At 46.3% G+C, this 16,351-nt stretch carries 11 protein-coding genes and 1 other RNA gene; 8 read left to right on the top strand and 4 right to left on the bottom strand.

Annotated features, from left to right (window positions below):
- The first annotated feature begins 76 nt into the window (after positions 1 to 76).
- Positions 77 to 667, top strand: coding sequence for a GNAT family N-acetyltransferase (locus B9Y59_RS06115; RefSeq protein WP_158088959.1), 591 nt, complete (start codon positions 77 to 79; stop codon positions 665 to 667).
- Here B9Y59_RS06115 and B9Y59_RS06120 read toward each other — a convergent pair.
- The gene (locus tag B9Y59_RS06120; RefSeq protein WP_158088960.1) at positions 664 to 2,394 is read right to left on the bottom strand and encodes a sensor histidine kinase; all 1,731 of its coding nucleotides are present in this window, start codon (positions 2,392 to 2,394) and stop codon (positions 664 to 666) included. The genes B9Y59_RS06115 and B9Y59_RS06120 overlap by 4 nt on opposite strands.
- Position 2,395: 1 nt before the next feature.
- On the bottom strand, positions 2,396 to 3,904 hold the full coding sequence (locus B9Y59_RS06125) for a response regulator (protein WP_085532403.1): 1,509 nt from the start codon (positions 3,902 to 3,904) through the stop codon (positions 2,396 to 2,398).
- Positions 3,905 to 4,084: 180 nt separating this feature from the next.
- Between B9Y59_RS06125 and B9Y59_RS06130 the strand changes: the two genes are divergently transcribed.
- Together B9Y59_RS06130 and B9Y59_RS06135 are read left to right on the top strand one after the other, a co-directional pair.
- Entirely contained in the window at positions 4,085 to 5,773 is a 1,689-nt protein-coding gene (locus B9Y59_RS06130) for an extracellular solute-binding protein (RefSeq protein ID WP_158088961.1), read from the top strand.
- Between the two features lie 322 nt (positions 5,774 to 6,095).
- Complete coding sequence (locus B9Y59_RS06135) at positions 6,096 to 9,482, top strand: alpha-amylase family glycosyl hydrolase (protein WP_085532407.1); 3,387 nt, start codon at positions 6,096 to 6,098, stop codon at positions 9,480 to 9,482.
- Positions 9,483 to 9,759: 277 nt separating this feature from the next.
- Here the strand turns inward: B9Y59_RS06135 and B9Y59_RS06140 are convergent, their stop codons facing one another.
- Positions 9,760 to 10,011, bottom strand: coding sequence for an AbrB/MazE/SpoVT family DNA-binding domain-containing protein (locus B9Y59_RS06140; RefSeq protein ID WP_054323025.1), 252 nt, complete (start codon positions 10,009 to 10,011; stop codon positions 9,760 to 9,762).
- Positions 10,012 to 10,178: 167 nt separating this feature from the next.
- Here B9Y59_RS06140 and B9Y59_RS06145 point away from each other — a divergent pair, with 167 nt between their 5' ends.
- The 3 genes from B9Y59_RS06145 to feoB are packed head-to-tail and all read left to right on the top strand — an operon-like array spanning position 10,179 to position 13,149.
- A complete protein-coding gene (locus tag B9Y59_RS06145; RefSeq protein WP_054323024.1) occupies positions 10,179 to 10,760 on the top strand; it encodes a nucleoside recognition domain-containing protein in 582 nt (193 codons plus the stop codon).
- A complete protein-coding gene (locus tag B9Y59_RS06150; RefSeq protein WP_143255245.1) occupies positions 10,753 to 11,277 on the top strand; it encodes a spore maturation protein in 525 nt (174 codons plus the stop codon). The genes B9Y59_RS06145 and B9Y59_RS06150 overlap by 8 nt, the downstream gene beginning before the upstream one ends.
- Before the next feature lie 15 nt (positions 11,278 to 11,292).
- A complete protein-coding gene (gene feoB / locus B9Y59_RS06155; protein ID WP_085532409.1) occupies positions 11,293 to 13,149 on the top strand; it encodes a ferrous iron transport protein B in 1,857 nt (618 codons plus the stop codon).
- 60 nt (positions 13,150 to 13,209) lie between these two features.
- Here the strand turns inward: feoB and B9Y59_RS06160 are convergent, their stop codons facing one another.
- Positions 13,210 to 13,995 (bottom strand): YhfC family intramembrane metalloprotease, encoded by a 786-nt coding sequence (locus B9Y59_RS06160; RefSeq protein ID WP_054323021.1) that lies wholly within the window; start codon positions 13,993 to 13,995, stop codon positions 13,210 to 13,212.
- A gap of 288 nt (positions 13,996 to 14,283) precedes the next feature.
- On the opposite strand from B9Y59_RS06160, the gene ffs reads away from it, so the two are divergent.
- Positions 14,284 to 14,382: signal recognition particle sRNA small type (gene ffs, locus B9Y59_RS06165), an RNA gene on the top strand.
- Positions 14,383 to 14,579: 197 nt separating this feature from the next.
- Complete coding sequence (gene dnaX / locus B9Y59_RS06170) at positions 14,580 to 16,214, top strand: DNA polymerase III subunit gamma/tau (RefSeq protein WP_054323019.1); 1,635 nt, start codon at positions 14,580 to 14,582, stop codon at positions 16,212 to 16,214.
- Positions 16,215 to 16,351 lie beyond the last annotated feature (137 nt).

The raw sequence follows: 16,351 nt of genomic DNA on the forward strand, positions 1-16,351 counted from the left end.
TCAGCTGCTTCATATTGACATGTTGGAATGTATCCGGCGCGGAAACGCAACGTGTTTGTATGTGGGGGAAAGAGGTGTGCTACTTCGAGATGAGCCGTCGGGTACATTTATGCTCAGTGCAGAAACGAAAGCGGTTGTTGAAGAGTGCCTTCCTCTCATGCAGGGCGCGGAACTGTTGGTTTGTCACCAAGAGTTTTATGAAGAATTTGTATCGGAAGAATTGGGTCTGTCCCTAGGGGAACGTTGTCACCAAGCCGCCTATTTTAAGCAGACTTTTTTGCCGGAGACCGAACAGAAAGGGCAAGTTCGTCCATTGGATGAATCCTATCAACTTTTTGTACAGGAGCATTACCAGATGGTAACGGATGAGGACTATATCAAAGGACGCCTGCGTTCTGGAACCATGTATGGCATGTTTATCGATGGAAAACCGGCTGGATTTATCGGTATGCATGCGGAAGGGTCCTTGGGCCTTTTGGAGATTCTGCCAGAATATCGTCGTTGCGGATTGGCTTTTGCATTGGAGTCGTATGCAATCAACCGGATGTTGGAAAAAGGATGGACCCCATATGGGCAAATTATTCTGGGGAATGCTGCTTCTACGAGTCTACAGCAAAAGTTAGGGCTATCGATTTCAAAGCAAACTTGTTATTGGTTGAGTCGTTAATTGTGACATTCTTTTGGACAAGCGGGAATCGTAAGGGTAACACGTGTGCCAACATTTTGTTTGCTTTCCAACTGTAGTCCATACTCCTTGCCATAATAGAGTTGAACACGTTCATGTACATTTTTGATACCGTACCCATCGGAATCCTGTGTCAATAGATTTGGAAGGATCTGCGGATCGATCCCTACACCATTGTCTTCTACGGTAAAGACGATGGTGTCTTTTTTTTGTGTTGCAGTAATTCGGACGGTTCCTCCGCCTTCAGGGCGTTGGTCCACTCCATGGATAATTGCGTTTTCGACCAATGGCTGTAAAAGAAGGTTGAGCATCCAATCGGAATAGAGGCTTTCCTCAATGTCATAGATTGCATGGAATTGATTACTATGCATAATCCGTTGAATATCGATATAAGAACGTGTGTTTTTGAGTTCATCGGCGACCGTAGTGACCTTTTTTCCTTTGTTGAGTGTTGTCCGATAGAACGTAGAGAGCAGTTGTGCCATCTCACTGATATCCGGGGCGTTTGCGCGTATGGCTCGCCAATTGATGAGGGAAAGGCAGTTATATAGAAAATGTGGATTGATCTGGGCCTGAAGAGCGCGTATTTCGGCTTCTTTTTGGGCCAACTTTCCTGTGTATACTTCATTGATTAATGCATTGATTTCATGTAGCATTCTTTGAAAGCTGCGAATGAGGTCTCCCACTTCATCGTGGGACTCGCTTGTGATGGTCACTTCCAGATTGCCAGCCTCCACCTTTTGCATGGCCTTACGAAGTTTTTCAATGCGATTGACTACAGCGTAAGAGAGCAGCCAACCGATTAGAACAACCAGAACTAAACAAATCAGAATAATCAATAGAACCGTCAAGACAATAGGGGTAGCCGCATCTGTAATCAGGTGAATGGGCTTGTACAAATAGACATTCCAATTGCAGGAGGGAATCTTTGAAGAGATGACACTATACTCCATGCGATTCCAGTGGACAGATGATGAGGGCGTTCCTAGAATAATCTCTACTGGAGGAATATTGGCTGTGTCCAGACCTGAAAAATCCTGCGCGTAGATTGTTTGTCCTGCTGAATCGACAAGATAGATCCCGCATGCGTTTTTAGAGAGTTCTTGTAGAGGGGAAAAGAGTTTTTCCGATTGAATGCCAATGTACAGAAGATTTTCGATAGAATTTCCACGGTAATAGGGGTCCGGCATACGACGGACAGAACAAATGGTACCTTTCGTGGGGAAGAACCAGTTGATTGTAGAAGAATGGATACTCACATCATACCAGAGTTCCGATCTAGCTTCTGCGAGAGGTATGACCATATCGCCATGTTTTTCCATGTTGGTTCCAGAATATAGGGTAATACGTTCGACTCCATCGTGTAAATTCTTCATAGAAAGGAACAAGGGAGAAATCGTCTCTGTATAAACGTCGTAGAGTTCCATATAATTGCTGTAAACTCGATTAGCTGCATCGTTTAAATCGGTATCGAAAGCTAAATAATCGGAAAGATTGTTATAAATTTGAATTTGGTTATCCAACGAGGCTGCAGCTTGTTGGAGAGAAGTCTGTAGATTGGCTTCCTCCTGTGCGACGAGAAGATCTTTTGTCTGTTGATAGCAAAAAGCTCCCAGAATGGTCACCGGGATGATACTCACCAGTAAAGAACACATCAATATCTTTTTACGAAATGTTAAATCTTTCAATAATTGGATGGGGGATTTCATATTAATCTTCCTTTTGTCGGAATTTCTCGGGACTACTTCCAAAATACTCTCGAAAACTCTGAATGAAATAGGAAACATTGGTGTAGCCAACGGCGTCACAGATAGCAACAACCTTCATATGCGTGTGTTCCAAAAGGTCTCTGGCCTTTTCCATACGAAATGCTTTAATATATTTGTTTAAGCCGCAACCCGTTTCTTTTTTGAAGATGGAACTCAAATAGCGAGGTGATAGATAGACAATTTCTGCCAGACTCTCCAAATTGAGTTCCTGATCGTAATGCTTACTGATGTATCGCTTTACAGTCTCAACGTAGTTGGAGGAAGTAGGGAAGCTCTGCGGAGATTCGTCCAAGCTTTTATCCAATATATTTTCGATTTCGTGATAGCTGTTGCTGCGGTAAATTGCCTCTACCTTTTTAAAAAGTACCTCTTCTGGAAAATGTGCCCAGGAAAGGGAGATGTCCCGCAACAGATTAGAAAAGAGGAATTTTACATACAGATGAGAAAAATTGGTCTGCCCCGCGTACTTTTCACAAAGGGTATGAATGTTTTGACGAACCAGGTCCAGATGATGTTCCTGCAGCGCTTGCTCGATGGATTCAAAGAGAGTAGATTCATCCTGTAAAAAAGCCTCCGAGCGAGGCGAAGCTACAGATGTTGAAAAGATATAGGTATTGGGCAGGAAAAAGCGCTTTTCCATTGCCTGTTCCAATGATTCGAATATGGTAGGAATTGCAGACGGCTCTGAGAAATCCTCACTGTAAGCTAGATAACAGTCTGCCTGATAGCGACGGCGAATGGCCCTTCGTAAATCCGCAGCTAAAGAGGGCCAGTCCGTTCTTCCAGCCGCATGAGGGAAAAACAATAGGCTTTGGCAGGGATTCAAATTGAGATAGTCAAATGGGATTGTCAATTGCTGCTTGAGTTCTTCAACAATACCAATACCTGCGTGTTCGAAGAAATCGCGGTTGAATTCCAAAAGTAGCATATTGGTATACTGAAACAAAAAAGAGAGATCGAATAGCGCTCCTGCGTCCGCCATGAGCGTGTGGAAGGGAATACCATTGACAAGTGAGTAAAGGAGATGTTCTCTCGCATAAGCTAGCCTCTGACTATCGCGTTCCTTTTCCATGCGGCGGGAGAGAACTTCTTCACAAACACGCTGGATGACTGTACAAAATTCTTGAATATTGACTGGCTTTAATATGTATTCCCGTACGCCTAACGACATAGCCGTTTTGGCGTATTCAAATTCACTGAATCCGCTGAAGAGAATGATGCGGATTTCTGGCTGTATGGTGAGGGCCTCTTTGGCAAGAGTCAATCCATCCATAAAGGGCATTCGGACATCTGTAAATAAAATATCCACAGGATGTTCCTGGAGATACTCTAGGGCAATTTTTCCATTGGGAGCCTGTGTGGTTGAAATGTCAAATTGGTATTTTTGTAACAGAAACAGGATCCCTTCTCGTTCTTCCAATTCATCATCAACGATCAACATCTGTAGCATTACAAAAACCTCCTTTTGGAAAAATAGATCTATTTTTCAAGATGATTTCAATGGGTTTAATCGAACAAACATCCACGGCGGAGGAAAGAAATTTTGTAAAATTTCGCAGAGGTAGTTTTTGGCCTTCGGTCCCCTTATATAATAAATATCATGATATGTGGAGAAAAAGGGGGATATTGCATGAAACGATCAAACCATAGATGCAGGATATGTGCGTGGTTGATGCTTTTAATGCTGGGGGTACTGGTTGGATGCGATCCAGCAGAACAACCTCAAAAAGAATCTATACATCCTCCTGTAGCAGAAGAGCAAGAGGGGGAGCTCTCTTGGGAGACAGCGCAGCATACTCCATTTGGAAAATATCCGGAGCCAGTGGCCTGCACAGTTGGACGAAAAAGGAATGGCTATACTTTGGAACAGGCGGTCCGTGAAGATGTATGGACTTATCAGCGTTTTTTAGCAGACTTTTTGAACATCCAGTTTACCAACGCGTTTGACGTTCGTAACGAGGAGGATTTTCAACAAAAGGTCTCTATGGCCATTGTAAGCGGCGAAATACCGGATATTATGACGGTCAACGAACAACAACTTTTGCGATTGTATGAAACCGGACAGATCGCAGATTTAACAGAGGCTTATGAGGATTGTGCCAGCGATCCTATCAAGGAGATTTATGCGTCTTATGGCGGCAAGTGTTTGGAAGCAGCCACATTTGATGGGCGGTTAATGGCTCTACCCACGACAGAAATGTCGCACGGCCCTGGGATTTTGTGGTTGCGTAAGGATTGGATGGAAAAACTTGGTTTGGCAGCTCCAGTGACAATGGAAGATATTGAAGAGATCCTTCGACGCTTTGTTGAAGAAGATCCTGGTGGAAATGGAGCCGGCAAAACCGTAGGACTTTTATGTAGTCCGGAAATTGCTGGAGATTCCGGCGGATTGTATATGTTAAATAGTGTTTTTACCCTTTATGGAGCTTTTCCGAAACAATGGATCGAGCGAACCGATGGCAGTGTGGTCTACGGTTCTATTCAGCCAGAGATGAAAGATGCCTTGGAAGAAGTGACCAAATTGTACCAGGAAGGTCTTTTGGACCAGCAGTTTCTCTTACGTACAGAGGAAGACTGTCAAGAACTGTTGACAAATGGAATCTGTGGTGCATTCTTTGGCAATTATTGGAGTAGTGAAATCCTTCCCGATTCCTTATTGAAAAATCCACAGGCGGATTGGACACCCTATATCGTCCCGAAAAATACGGAAGGGGAGGTGACGATGTTTGAAGGGAATCCAAACAGTAGTTATATCGTCGTGCGCAAAGGGTATTCTCATCCAGAAATAGCAGTTAAGATGGCAAGCGTTCAGTTTGATTATGTACAGGATAAGGAGCCGGAATTCACTGAACAGCTCAATAAAGATGGGATGCTGTTGAATATGCATATTGGCTATGACGATTCCTTTATTCGCTCCGGAGCTGTATTAGAAAAAGCGCTCAAAGGAGAAATACGTGAAGATGAGATGAGCGCTGGGCAAAAGGCAACTTTGCGGAAGGTTACTGCCTATCTTCAAGCCGTCCAAGAGGGGAATGTTCCTTCTCCAGAAGATTGGGAAACTTATAAATCCCGCGTGGAGGCGTATCAACTTCTCTTAGAAACCCCACTTGTAACGATCAGCCCCGTATTTGTCCGTCAGACAGACAGTATACAGAAAAACCTGCCAGAGCTAGAGGAACTGGAACAGCAGACAATGTTGCGGATTGTTACAGGGGAAAGGCCGCTGGATACCTTCGATATATTTGTAGAAGAATGGCTGTCATCTGGCGGCGAGCAGATCACAGAGGAGGTCAATCGATATAAAACACAAAATGAATAAGTTGTTTTCCCCTAGGAGCATACCATCGATTGGTATGCTCCTACTTTACTTATTTATCATAACACGAAAGACTTTATAAAAAAAGCGCGACATATAAAATGCATGAAAATCTAATATATATTGGATTTTTTTTATATTTACTGGTGAACTCCTTCAATTTATAATAAAATCACCGAATAACAGATGAATTCGTTGAACAAAAAGCGATAACGAATTCGAAAGGTAAGGCCACCGGGCTTATGAAAAAATGGAATTTGAAAGAGAAGGAGGGTAGCTTCCGGGTGGGCTTACTGAGAAAACATGTGATAAGGAGGGGTTAAAAATGTCAAAAATGAGTAAAAAGATAATCGCCCTGTTGCTGGCTGTTATGATGGCATCTTCCACTTGTTCCGTTGGAATGGCTGCACAGGAGCAGGTAGAGGGGATCGGGACAACCGTTTCCACTTCCACAGAAGAGGTTGTCACAGTAACATTTGATTCCCAAGGAGGTTCTGAACTGGCGCCGGTTCAGACAACCGTTGGAGAAACGGTTCTTCTTCCGGAGAATCCATCAAAACCCGGTTATGCGTTTCGAGGGTGGTATACAAAACCCAACGGGGAGGGGAGTCTCTTCTATATTGACACGCCGGTCACTGAGAATCTTACCGTCTATGCAAACTGGGTGGAAATCCCGACCGATGGAATTGACGAACAACCTTCAGATAATTTTTATGAGATCTTTGTACGTGCCTTCTGCGATTCCGATGGCGACGGGATCGGCGATTTCAATGGTCTTGCCAGTAAGATGGATTATTTGCAGGATTTGGGGATCACCGGTATTTGGTTGATGCCAGTTACGGAGTCCGGCAGTTACCACGGCTATGATACAGTCGATTATTATAGTGTGGAACAGGACTATGGCACGATGGAAGACTTTGAGAACATGTTGGATGTAGCACATGAGCATGGAATCAAAGTTATTATGGACTTGGTAGTCAACCACTGTGGGCGAAATAATCCGTGGTTTATTGATGCAATCAGCAATCCGGAGACGAGTCCATATCGAGACTACTTTAAGATTGAAAAGAGCACAGACTACGATGAGGACAAGGACAATAATGCGACGGATGACGCCCATTCCGGGAACAAACGCGTCTGGCAAAAGTCCGATTTAGCCCCTGGTTACCGTTATCTAGGGATCTTTGGCGGTGGTATGCCGGATCTGAATTACGACAACCCAGCTGTACATGAAGAAATGATCCAGGCTGGCCAGTTCTGGCTGGAAAAGGGCGTGGATGGATTCCGATTGGATGCCGCCCGCCATATCTATGGCGACTATCTCGACACAATGTATACTCCGGCGATTGCAGACAAGAATGCTGCCTGGTGGAAAGAATTCCGCGCAGGAATGGAAGAAGTCAATCCGGATGTTTTCCTGGTGGGAGAAGTCTGGGAAGAGAATACGGACCGCATGGTTCCATTTGTACAAGAAGGTGCTCTGCAAAATACTTTTGATTTCAGTTTAGCGAGCGAGCTGTTAGAGGCCGCGCAAAACGAAGAAAACGGCGACTTTGTGGCTGAGCTTTGCGAGGTGTTTGATAAGTTTGGTTTTGCCTCCAATGGGGAGTTCGAGGATTGTACCTTCCTGACCAACCATGACCAGAACCGCACCATGAGCGTGATGGAAGGCAATAAAGACCATGCTAAGACAGCGGCTTCTCTGTACTTGACATTGCCAGGAAACACCTTTATTTACTATGGCGAAGAAGTTGGCTTGGAGGGCATGAAACCCGACCAGAATATACGTGAGCCTATGCCGTGGTATGAGAGCAATGAAGGAGAAGGTTTGACGGATTGGCTCAATGGGGAAAACAAGTACAGCTTGGGTGGAGAAACCTCTGTAGAAGCGCAGGTCGATCAACCTGACTCCATGCTGAACCACTATAAAGAACTGTTGAGTTGGCGCAATGAGATTCGTGCTTTAAAGGATGGCGACGTGGCGGAATATAAGACCGGCAACGACGGAGTGGCCGCCTACATCCGCATGACGCAGGATGATAGTGTTTTGGTAGCTACCAATTTAACCGGAGAAACCGTGACAGTTACGGTGAACCCCGACGAGGTATTTGGCTCGTTTAGCCATCTCTTGAAGAAGTTCCGTGTGGATACAGTGTCAGAGCTAAAAGATGGCCAGTTGACAATCGCACCATACAGCACGGTGGTCCTTTCCGGAGACGTGAAGCCCGGTCAGTACAGCGTGGTATATAGCAACAATGTGACATTGTCTGTTGACGGCGAAGAACAAAAACTTGCGGATCTGGTTGGCAGGTATACGGCAGACGTTGAGGATCGGGATGTTTCACTGGAATTCAAGCCACTTGTAAAGGGCAAAGAGATCGCTGGCGTCCAAGTCGATGGCGAGGACATGACCTTTGATGACAGTGCAGTTTATACTTATGAATTGAATCCAAGTGAAAAAATGCATTCGATTTTTGCTTTTAACGTAGTGGATAAGCGCATCCTTCGGACAACCCTAGAGATCGCACAGAAGGCATTGAAAGAAGCAGATAAAGATGCAATCGTGCCGGCAGTCCTGGAAGCGCTCGAGAAGGCCATTGCACAAGCGCAGGAAATCGATCAGAATTTAACCGTCACACAGACACAAATCGACCAAGCGTGGAGTGAATTGCTGGATGCTTTGCACTGCATTGATTTTGTCAAGGGAGATAAAAAGTACCTCGAAGAATTGGTGAAGATTGCAGAACGGATTGATCTCAACGAGTTTACTTCCGCCTATAATAAGGAATTCCGTATTGCCCTCACAGATGCACAGGATGTTTTAGAAGATGAAAACGCTATGGAGGACGAGATCGTAGAAGTAGCGGATGCTTTGGAACAGGCGATGCTCGCTTTGGTGCGCAGAGCAGATATTTCTGAATTGGAAACAGTCATCGCTACGGCAAAAGGCCTGAATCTGGATGATTTTATTGAAGAGGGAAAGGCAGAACTGGCCCAGGCATTGAAATCTGCACAAGACGTGGCAAAGGACCGGGATGCAACCCAAGAAGCAGTGGATCAAGCGGCTACTGCGTTGGTTGAAGCTTTATCCGCTATGCGCAAAGTGGCCAATAAGGACGCTCTTCGTGCATTGATTACTTCTATGGAAAATATCGACTTAAACCGCTTTACCGCACAAAGCGTGGCGGCGTTCCGTAGTGTACTCGAAGCTGCAAAAGCGATGGTGAATGACCCGGATCTGAGCGAGGACGACCAGGCTGCAGTGGACGCGATGGAAGAAGAACTACAGAATGCATACGATCGCTTGGAAAAAAAGGACACGACGGTTCATCATGGTTCCCATTCTAGTGGTTCCAATTCAAAAGACCGGTATGAGAATTCAGCAACCGCTACAGCGGTGGCAATTCCCTCCACGATACAGGGTACAACCACATCGACTGTACGTTCGGTTGTTTCTGATACCACTCTACCATTCTCATTGAAGCGTGGCAATGCCTATTGCTTCAAGATGACGGTGACCAATGGCAGCACGGCTGTACCTTCCTTTACGGTAGGCGATGGAACGGTATTTCAGACACAGTTCGTGGCCAAAGTAGGAAATGACTACTATTTCCGTATTTGGTCAGTCGGGGCTCCTGGACAAAGCGCAGGAATCTATACACAGATGCCCGGTGAAATGCCGCAGCGCCATTGCGTGGTGACGGTTGCCTGACATATGGCTATAAAGTAAAAGTTTGTACTTAGCTGTAATGGAAATTTTATAGGTTTACCATCCGATTTCTTTCTCCTGTCCTAAGTTCATAGGATACACAGACACATCGTTACTGCTATCGGAAAAACGAATCCCTACAGCGGAGAGATACTCATCGACCGCTGTAGGGATTTCAGGTATTTTAATGACAGAATTTTTAATAAGTCAATCAAAACAGCGCAGTCTAGAGGGCCGCGCTGTTTTTGGTCTATAAACCCGAACGAGGGCCTCATCCAGATCAATCCTGCGAAAGACTTGCGAGCTTCTTCAGGCAGTTTTGACAGATGTTGTGTCCGCGATAGGTGGTAATGTTGACGAGACTGTTACAGAAAATACATGCTGGCTGATATTTCCGCAGAATGATGTCAGAATCCTCAACAAAAATCTCCAAAGGGTCCTTTTCTTGAATATTTAAAGTACTGCGCAGTTCTTTTGGCAGCACAATTCGCCCAAGCTCGTCAACTTTACGGACAATTCCTGTCGATTTCAAAATAGAAAGTCCTCCTTTATGGATGATTTTGGAAGTTTTGTCACTTCCTGTAAAGATGGTAACATTTTTTACCATTTTTGTCAATCTATTCAAGGCAAAAAATATACTATACGTTATTAAATTCGAATACAGATTGGAATAGAACGCGATGGGTTGGAGGGGAAAGAATGCTAAACAAAGTATGGGCAGCTATGATTGCAGTGAGTGTCTTATGTGCTTGTGCAACAGGTCGCATGCAACAATTGTCAGAAGCTGTGCTAGCGGGAGCGGGAAATGCCGTACAGTTGATCTTGGGCATGATGGGTATGATGTGTGCCTGGACGGGCCTGATGAAGATTGCAGATGCAGGCGGCCTCACTGCTATCCTATCCCATGTATTGGGCCCCGTGCTTCGGCGGCTGTTTCCAGCGTATCCGCCGGAAAGCCCAGCGGCGAAGGCAATCTGTATGAACATTACAGCGAATCTATTGGGGCTGGGAAACGCCGCAACACCTATGGGATTGGCCGCTATGAAGGAGATGGCAGCGCAAAACCACGGTTCCAAGGTGGCGAATAATTCGATGGTGATGTTTGTGGTTTTGAATACGGCGTCGCTGCAACTAATCCCGACTTTTATGGGGACATTACGGGCGCAGTATGGTTCCACGACGCCATTTGATATTCTACCGGCAGTTTGGGTGGTTTCCGCTATTGCGTTGGCTGCAGGCCTTTTGGCGGCAAAACTGATGGAGGGTTTTTCCATTGGATAAATTGGGAATTTATGTAGTGCCAATGGCCGTTTTGTTGATGGTTTTGTTTGGGGTGATACGTCGCGTACCCGTATTCGATACTTTTGTAGAAGGCGCAAAAGAAGGTTTGCACTCCTGTTTTTCGATTCTCCCGACACTGGTGGGACTGATCATGGCGGTTACGATGTTGAGCGCCTCAGGAGCGTTGGATCTCTTCTCCTCGTTTTTAGCTCCTGTGGCAAAATTCTTGGGCATTCCAGCAAATGTATTGCCTCTAGCGCTGATTAAACCGATTTCGGGAAGTGGTGCTACGGCCCTTCTGACCCAGATCTTTGGGGAAAGTGGTCCAGATAGCTTTGCTGGGCGAGTTGCATCCGTGATGGCTGGCTCCACGGAGACAACTTTCTATTGTATTGCGGTCTACTACGGAGCCGCTCAGATCCAGAAGACGAGACACACCATACCGGCTGCATTGGTTGCTGATTTAACGGCCTTTCTGGTCGCTGGATTGGTTGTGCGTGCGTTCTTTGGGACGTAATAGGGGGAAAAGAGGATGCAGGAAAAACAAAACTCTATCCGCGTATTATTGGCAGGAAATCCAAATTGTGGAAAAACAACACTCTTTAACCGTTTAACCGGAGATAACCAATATGTAGGAAATTGGCCTGGTGTTACGGTCGAGAAAAGGACGGGGCAATGTCTGACCGGAGATCGTCTTTTGATGATCACGGATTTACCTGGCGTTTATTCCTTATATCCCTATTCGCCAGAGGAGGCGATTGCGGACCGTTTTTTGCATGAAAAAGAAGCAGAAGTGGTTATCGATGTAGTAGATGCTACCAATCCAGAACGAAATCTGTACCTAACGATGCAGCTTTTGGAACGAAAGCTGCCTGTGATTGTTGCACTCAATATGATGGATGAATTGCAGAAACATGGGGACAGGGTGGATTGTGGGATATTGGAAAAAGTTCTGGGGGTTCCTGTAGTCCCCATTTCAGCAGCGACAGGCTTGGGAATGGACAGCCTTCTTTCAGAAATACTCCGCTATGCAGATCAACCTCAAGCGCAAACCGCATGCCCCTATATATTGCCGTCGCCGGACATGCCCGACTATGATGTGCTTTTGGCCAAAAAACGTTATGATGCTGCTGAAAGTGCCGTGAAACAGGGATTTTGGCGGGCACCGCGGCCGGAAAAAAGTTTAAGTGACCGAATTGATGCCCTTGCGACACACCGACTTTTGGCAATTCCATTGTTCTTTCTTCTGCTCACCCTGATTTTCGTACTAACATTTGGAAGTGTTGGGTCTTTTTTGTCCAACGGACTTTCCAAAGGCTTTGATGTCTGTTCTGCTTGGATGGAACGGATGCTTCTATCAGCGGGCGCATCGGATTGGGTACGCAGTCTCGTAATGGATGGAATCTTTTCCGGCTTGAGCGCAGTAGCAACGTTTTTGCCGCAGATTATCCTGCTCTTTTTTTTACTATCTCTTTTGGAGGATAGTGGTTATATGGCGCGGGCGGCATTCATTATGGATGCGCCGATGCGAAAGCTTGGATTGTCTGGAAAAGCTTTTGTACCACTTTTGATGGGGTTCGGATGTACGGTTCCAGCAGTGATGGGAACCCGGATCTTGGAACAACAAAAGGACCGGTGTCTTACCATTTTGACCTTACCTTTTATGTCGTGTAGTGCCAAAATGCCGGTTTATGCACTATTCATCGCTGCTTTTTTCGCAGACTATGGCCCGTGGGCAATTTTGGCAATTTATCTGCTGGGGGTTGTCCTGGGAGCATTGTCAGCATTGTTTTTCAAATCGACGGTTTTACGTGGAGAATATGCGCCTTTTGTAATGGAGTTACCCCCTTACCGATTGCCAACTTGGAAAAGCCTTCGCATTCATGTCTGGGAACGGGTAAAAGACTTTTTTTTGCGAGCAGGAACCATTTTGCTCTGTGCGACCATCCTTGTTTGGTTCCTACGTTCATTTTCCCCTCAGTTTCAATTCGTGACCGATCAATCGCAGAGCATCTTGGCTGTGATCGGAAAAACGATTGCACCGGCTTTCCAGCTCTGTGGATTCGCGGATTGGCGGGCTTGCGTTTCTTTGTTGACAGGGCTGGTAGCCAAAGAGAGTGTCGTCAGCACCATGGGGATACTTTATGGTGGAGAGATGGAACTCTCTTGTGCATTAGCAGCGGCCTTTACGCCTCTTTCTGCATGTTCTTTTTTGCTGTTTGTATTGCTTTATACGCCGTGTGTTGCTGCGCTATCCGCAATTTACCGGGAGATGAAAAGCATCCGATGGACAGCGGTATGCGTCATTTGGCAGTTATGTGTGGCCTGGTACACGTCTGCCTTGTTTTATCAGACAGCCTCCCTCTTGACAAAGTTTTTCTGTACATAAGTATATTAGGATAACAGCCCTGCGGATTTATTCCGCAGGGCTGTTTGGAATTGTTCCATTTCATATCGACGGCGCTCCGTTCGAAAAATTTTTCCGAGTACGTAGAACATAGAACAGTGCGCACAATCCTAAAAGAAGTAAAACGCCTTCACAGATCCAGACATTGCTGTATTGAGCCAGAATGACCGCGACTAAGTTAAACACTGTGTGGGAGAGAACGGCGAGCAACCAATAACTTCCAGCATGCCCACGGTTGACGCCTTGGAAAATTAAAACGGTAGCGAAAATATGGAAGAGGACCGCCGAAACGCGCTCCACAATTCCCAGATAAATACTGGTTGTGGATACTGCAGCCAAGGCTGTGGTGACTTGCTGCAACAAATCTGGGGAATCAGCAAAAGCCGCCTCCATGGAGCCATTTTGAAGCATGACACAGTAGAGCAGGTTGCCAACAGAACTCATTCCTACCAGCAGGATGACCTCACACAGGCCGTGGCCTAAGCCGAAAGAAAACGCATCCCGATAGCTGCGCTGTTCTTTACAAAAGCATTTGACCCCGATGAGGCGGGCCGATTCTTCGAACAATCCAGCTGTGGAGCTAAGTAGTACAAGATATAGGATCATCTGCTGCTGTGCGAAAGAAAGAAACCAACTCTGCGTGGAAAGCACATTGAGGATTGGAACGCGGAGTAAAATCTGTGAGACAAAAAAGGCCAACATACCGATCAGCAGAGGGCGTGGGGCTATTTTTTGCTTTGCCACCAAAACGATCATAAGTATGATGGGAAAGAGAAGGGTGAAGAAGGAAGAGATACCAAAGGCAATTATAGTTTCAACAGGAATCATATGAGCTCATCTCCTTTAGACCCTTATTGTAGCACAGGTCTTTTCAAAAACATAGAGGAGCCCCCTTTGAAAGTAAAAAATTTTTTCATAGCTTTCTTGGCCGACAGAAGTTTCCCGTATGAATAAAGATGGACGTAAGCGCTCTTTAACAGAGGGAAAAGTTGTGAACTTTTGCAAAAGGATATAAGGAAGGCCTTGCGTTTTTGCGTAGAATAAGCTATAATATCTCAAGTCAGGGACAATCCCTGGAGAAGCAAGGCAGGAATGCGTGTAACAGGATATGCAGGCGGGCGGGCTCTGTGCGACGGAGCGCCGTGAACCATGTCAGGCGGGGAACCGAGCAGCATTAAGCGGAAGGGCCCGTGCGATGCAGGTGGTCTGTTCGTCTGCATATCCCGTTACACGATACCGTCGCAAGGCGGCTGTCCTTGCTTTCCGTTTGTTTACGGACTGTCTTGAGATGCGGGAGAATAATTGTGTTTTTCAAGAGAATGCGAGTATTCCATGGAAGAAAGCAGATGAACAGAAATACAATTATTTGAAAGGAAACTCCCATTCGCGATCATTCAGAGGGAGGTGCGCATATGTATAAGGTTTTGTACCGAAAGTGGCGGCCCCAGGTTTTTGCAGATGTGGTGGGACAGCCGCAGGTCACCATAACGCTCAAAAATGAGTTGATGGCAGGCCGAATTGCACATGCGTATCTGTTTACTGGGTCGCGTGGAACAGGAAAGACCACCTGCGCAAAAATACTAGCAAAAGCAGTCAACTGCCTTGATCTGCACGACGGCGACCCGTGTGGGAACTGTGAGATATGCCGCGGAATCGAAAGTGGTTCTGTGATGGATATTGTGGAGATCGATGCGGCCAGTAACAACGGTGTGGACAATATCCGTATGCTGCGAGAAGAGGCCAATTTTACTCCTGCCGCAGCCAAATATCGCGTTTATATCATCGACGAAGTGCACATGCTTTCTACGGGTGCATTTAATGCGCTTTTAAAGACGTTGGAGGAACCGCCAGAGCATGTTATCTTCATTTTAGCAACTACGGAAGTACACAAGCTCCCTGCGACCATCTTGTCCCGGTGCCAGCGGTTTGACTTCCGGCGCATTCCCCCACAGGAAATTGCTGGACGTTTGACCTATGTAGCGGAGCAGGAAAACGCGGTTTTGGAAGAACAAGCGGGACTCTTGCTTGCCCGTTTAGCGGATGGCGCTTTGCGGGATGCGCTTTCGCTCTTAGATCAATGTCTGGGACGAAGCAAACAGGTCACCTTGGAGGTCGTTCAGGAGACGGTGGGGCTGGTTGGCAGAGATCACCTCTTTGCACTGTCTGAGGCTGTGCGTGGACACGACTCTTCTTCCGCCTTGGAGACGATTGACCGACTGTACAACGCGTCCAAGGATATGGCCCGCCTTTGTGAGGAGCTTTCTGCGCACTACCGCGGGTTAATGCTGATTAAAACGATGAAGGATGCGCGGGGAATTCTTGCCGTGCCGGATGACGAATTTGCTCGGATGACAAAGCAGGCGCTTTCAACTCCTCTCCCGGAGATTTTGCACAGTTTGGACACCTTACAGGGTGCGTTGGACAAGATGTATCGTGGCGGTGACCGCCGTGTCGAAATGGAAATGGCTTTGATTAAGCTGTGTTCCCCAGAGTTGGATGATTCGAATGCAGCGTTGGTTCGGCGCATTGAAGCACTAGAACGCGGAATTCATCGGCCGGGTGTTTCAGCCCTAAAGCAGGCAATACCGGTTGCGGAGGAACCGACCGAGCCAGTCCTGAAAGAAACTTCCGAGGAAAGTTCTTTGCAGGAAGTGGTTTCGGAACAGGTTGCGCAAGCTTCTATCGCTCCACCGGAGATTTCCCAAACCAAAAAGCCGTTGGAAGAGGGCGCAAAGCGTTTGGCAGAATGGCCGGAAATTCTGCGAATCTTAAAGGAGTATTCCGTAGCAATTTCTGCGGCGTTTACTGGGTCTTCTGCTTATGTAAATGGGGATTATGTGTTGATCGACGCCAAGGAGATGGCTTTTGAGTTGCTTCGAAAATCCGCACAGCGCGATAAGATGCGCGAAGCAATCCAACAGGTGACGGGACGGGTGTACAAGCTCGGTCCTTATCGCGCCAGAAAAGAGGAAGAGGCTGAAGTCGATCCCCTGCTGAAATTAGCTGGTGAAGCTGAAGAGGCGGGAATTCCAGTGACACGGACATAAATCGTGTAAGTAGACGGAACAAACAAAGCAGTTCTCATGAATTTGATGTTATAGAAAGCCTGCAAGGGCAAAGAATATTTTGAAAAGGAGTTTTGACTTATGAAGGCAAGATTACCACAGGGATACGGCGGGGGGGG

It is taken from the genome of Anaeromassilibacillus sp. Marseille-P3371, assembly GCF_900169665.1.
GTDB lineage: Bacteria > Bacillota > Clostridia > Oscillospirales > Acutalibacteraceae > Anaeromassilibacillus.

Coding starts and splice junctions, on each gene's coding strand:
- dnaX (WP_054323019.1), top strand. CDS start 14,580: ATGTATAAGGTTTTGTACCGAAAGTGGCGGCCCCAGGTTTTTGCAGAT.
- feoB (WP_085532409.1), top strand. CDS start 11,293: ATGCAGGAAAAACAAAACTCTATCCGCGTATTATTGGCAGGAAATCCA.
- B9Y59_RS06120 (WP_158088960.1), bottom strand. CDS start 2,394: ATGAAATCCCCCATCCAATTATTGAAAGATTTAACATTTCGTAAAAAG.
- B9Y59_RS06125 (WP_085532403.1), bottom strand. CDS start 3,904: ATGCTACAGATGTTGATCGTTGATGATGAATTGGAAGAACGAGAAGGG.
- B9Y59_RS06145 (WP_054323024.1), top strand. CDS start 10,179: ATGCTAAACAAAGTATGGGCAGCTATGATTGCAGTGAGTGTCTTATGT.
- B9Y59_RS06130 (WP_158088961.1), top strand. CDS start 4,085: ATGAAACGATCAAACCATAGATGCAGGATATGTGCGTGGTTGATGCTT.
- B9Y59_RS06160 (WP_054323021.1), bottom strand. CDS start 13,995: ATGATTCCTGTTGAAACTATAATTGCCTTTGGTATCTCTTCCTTCTTC.
- B9Y59_RS06135 (WP_085532407.1), top strand. CDS start 6,096: ATGTCAAAAATGAGTAAAAAGATAATCGCCCTGTTGCTGGCTGTTATG.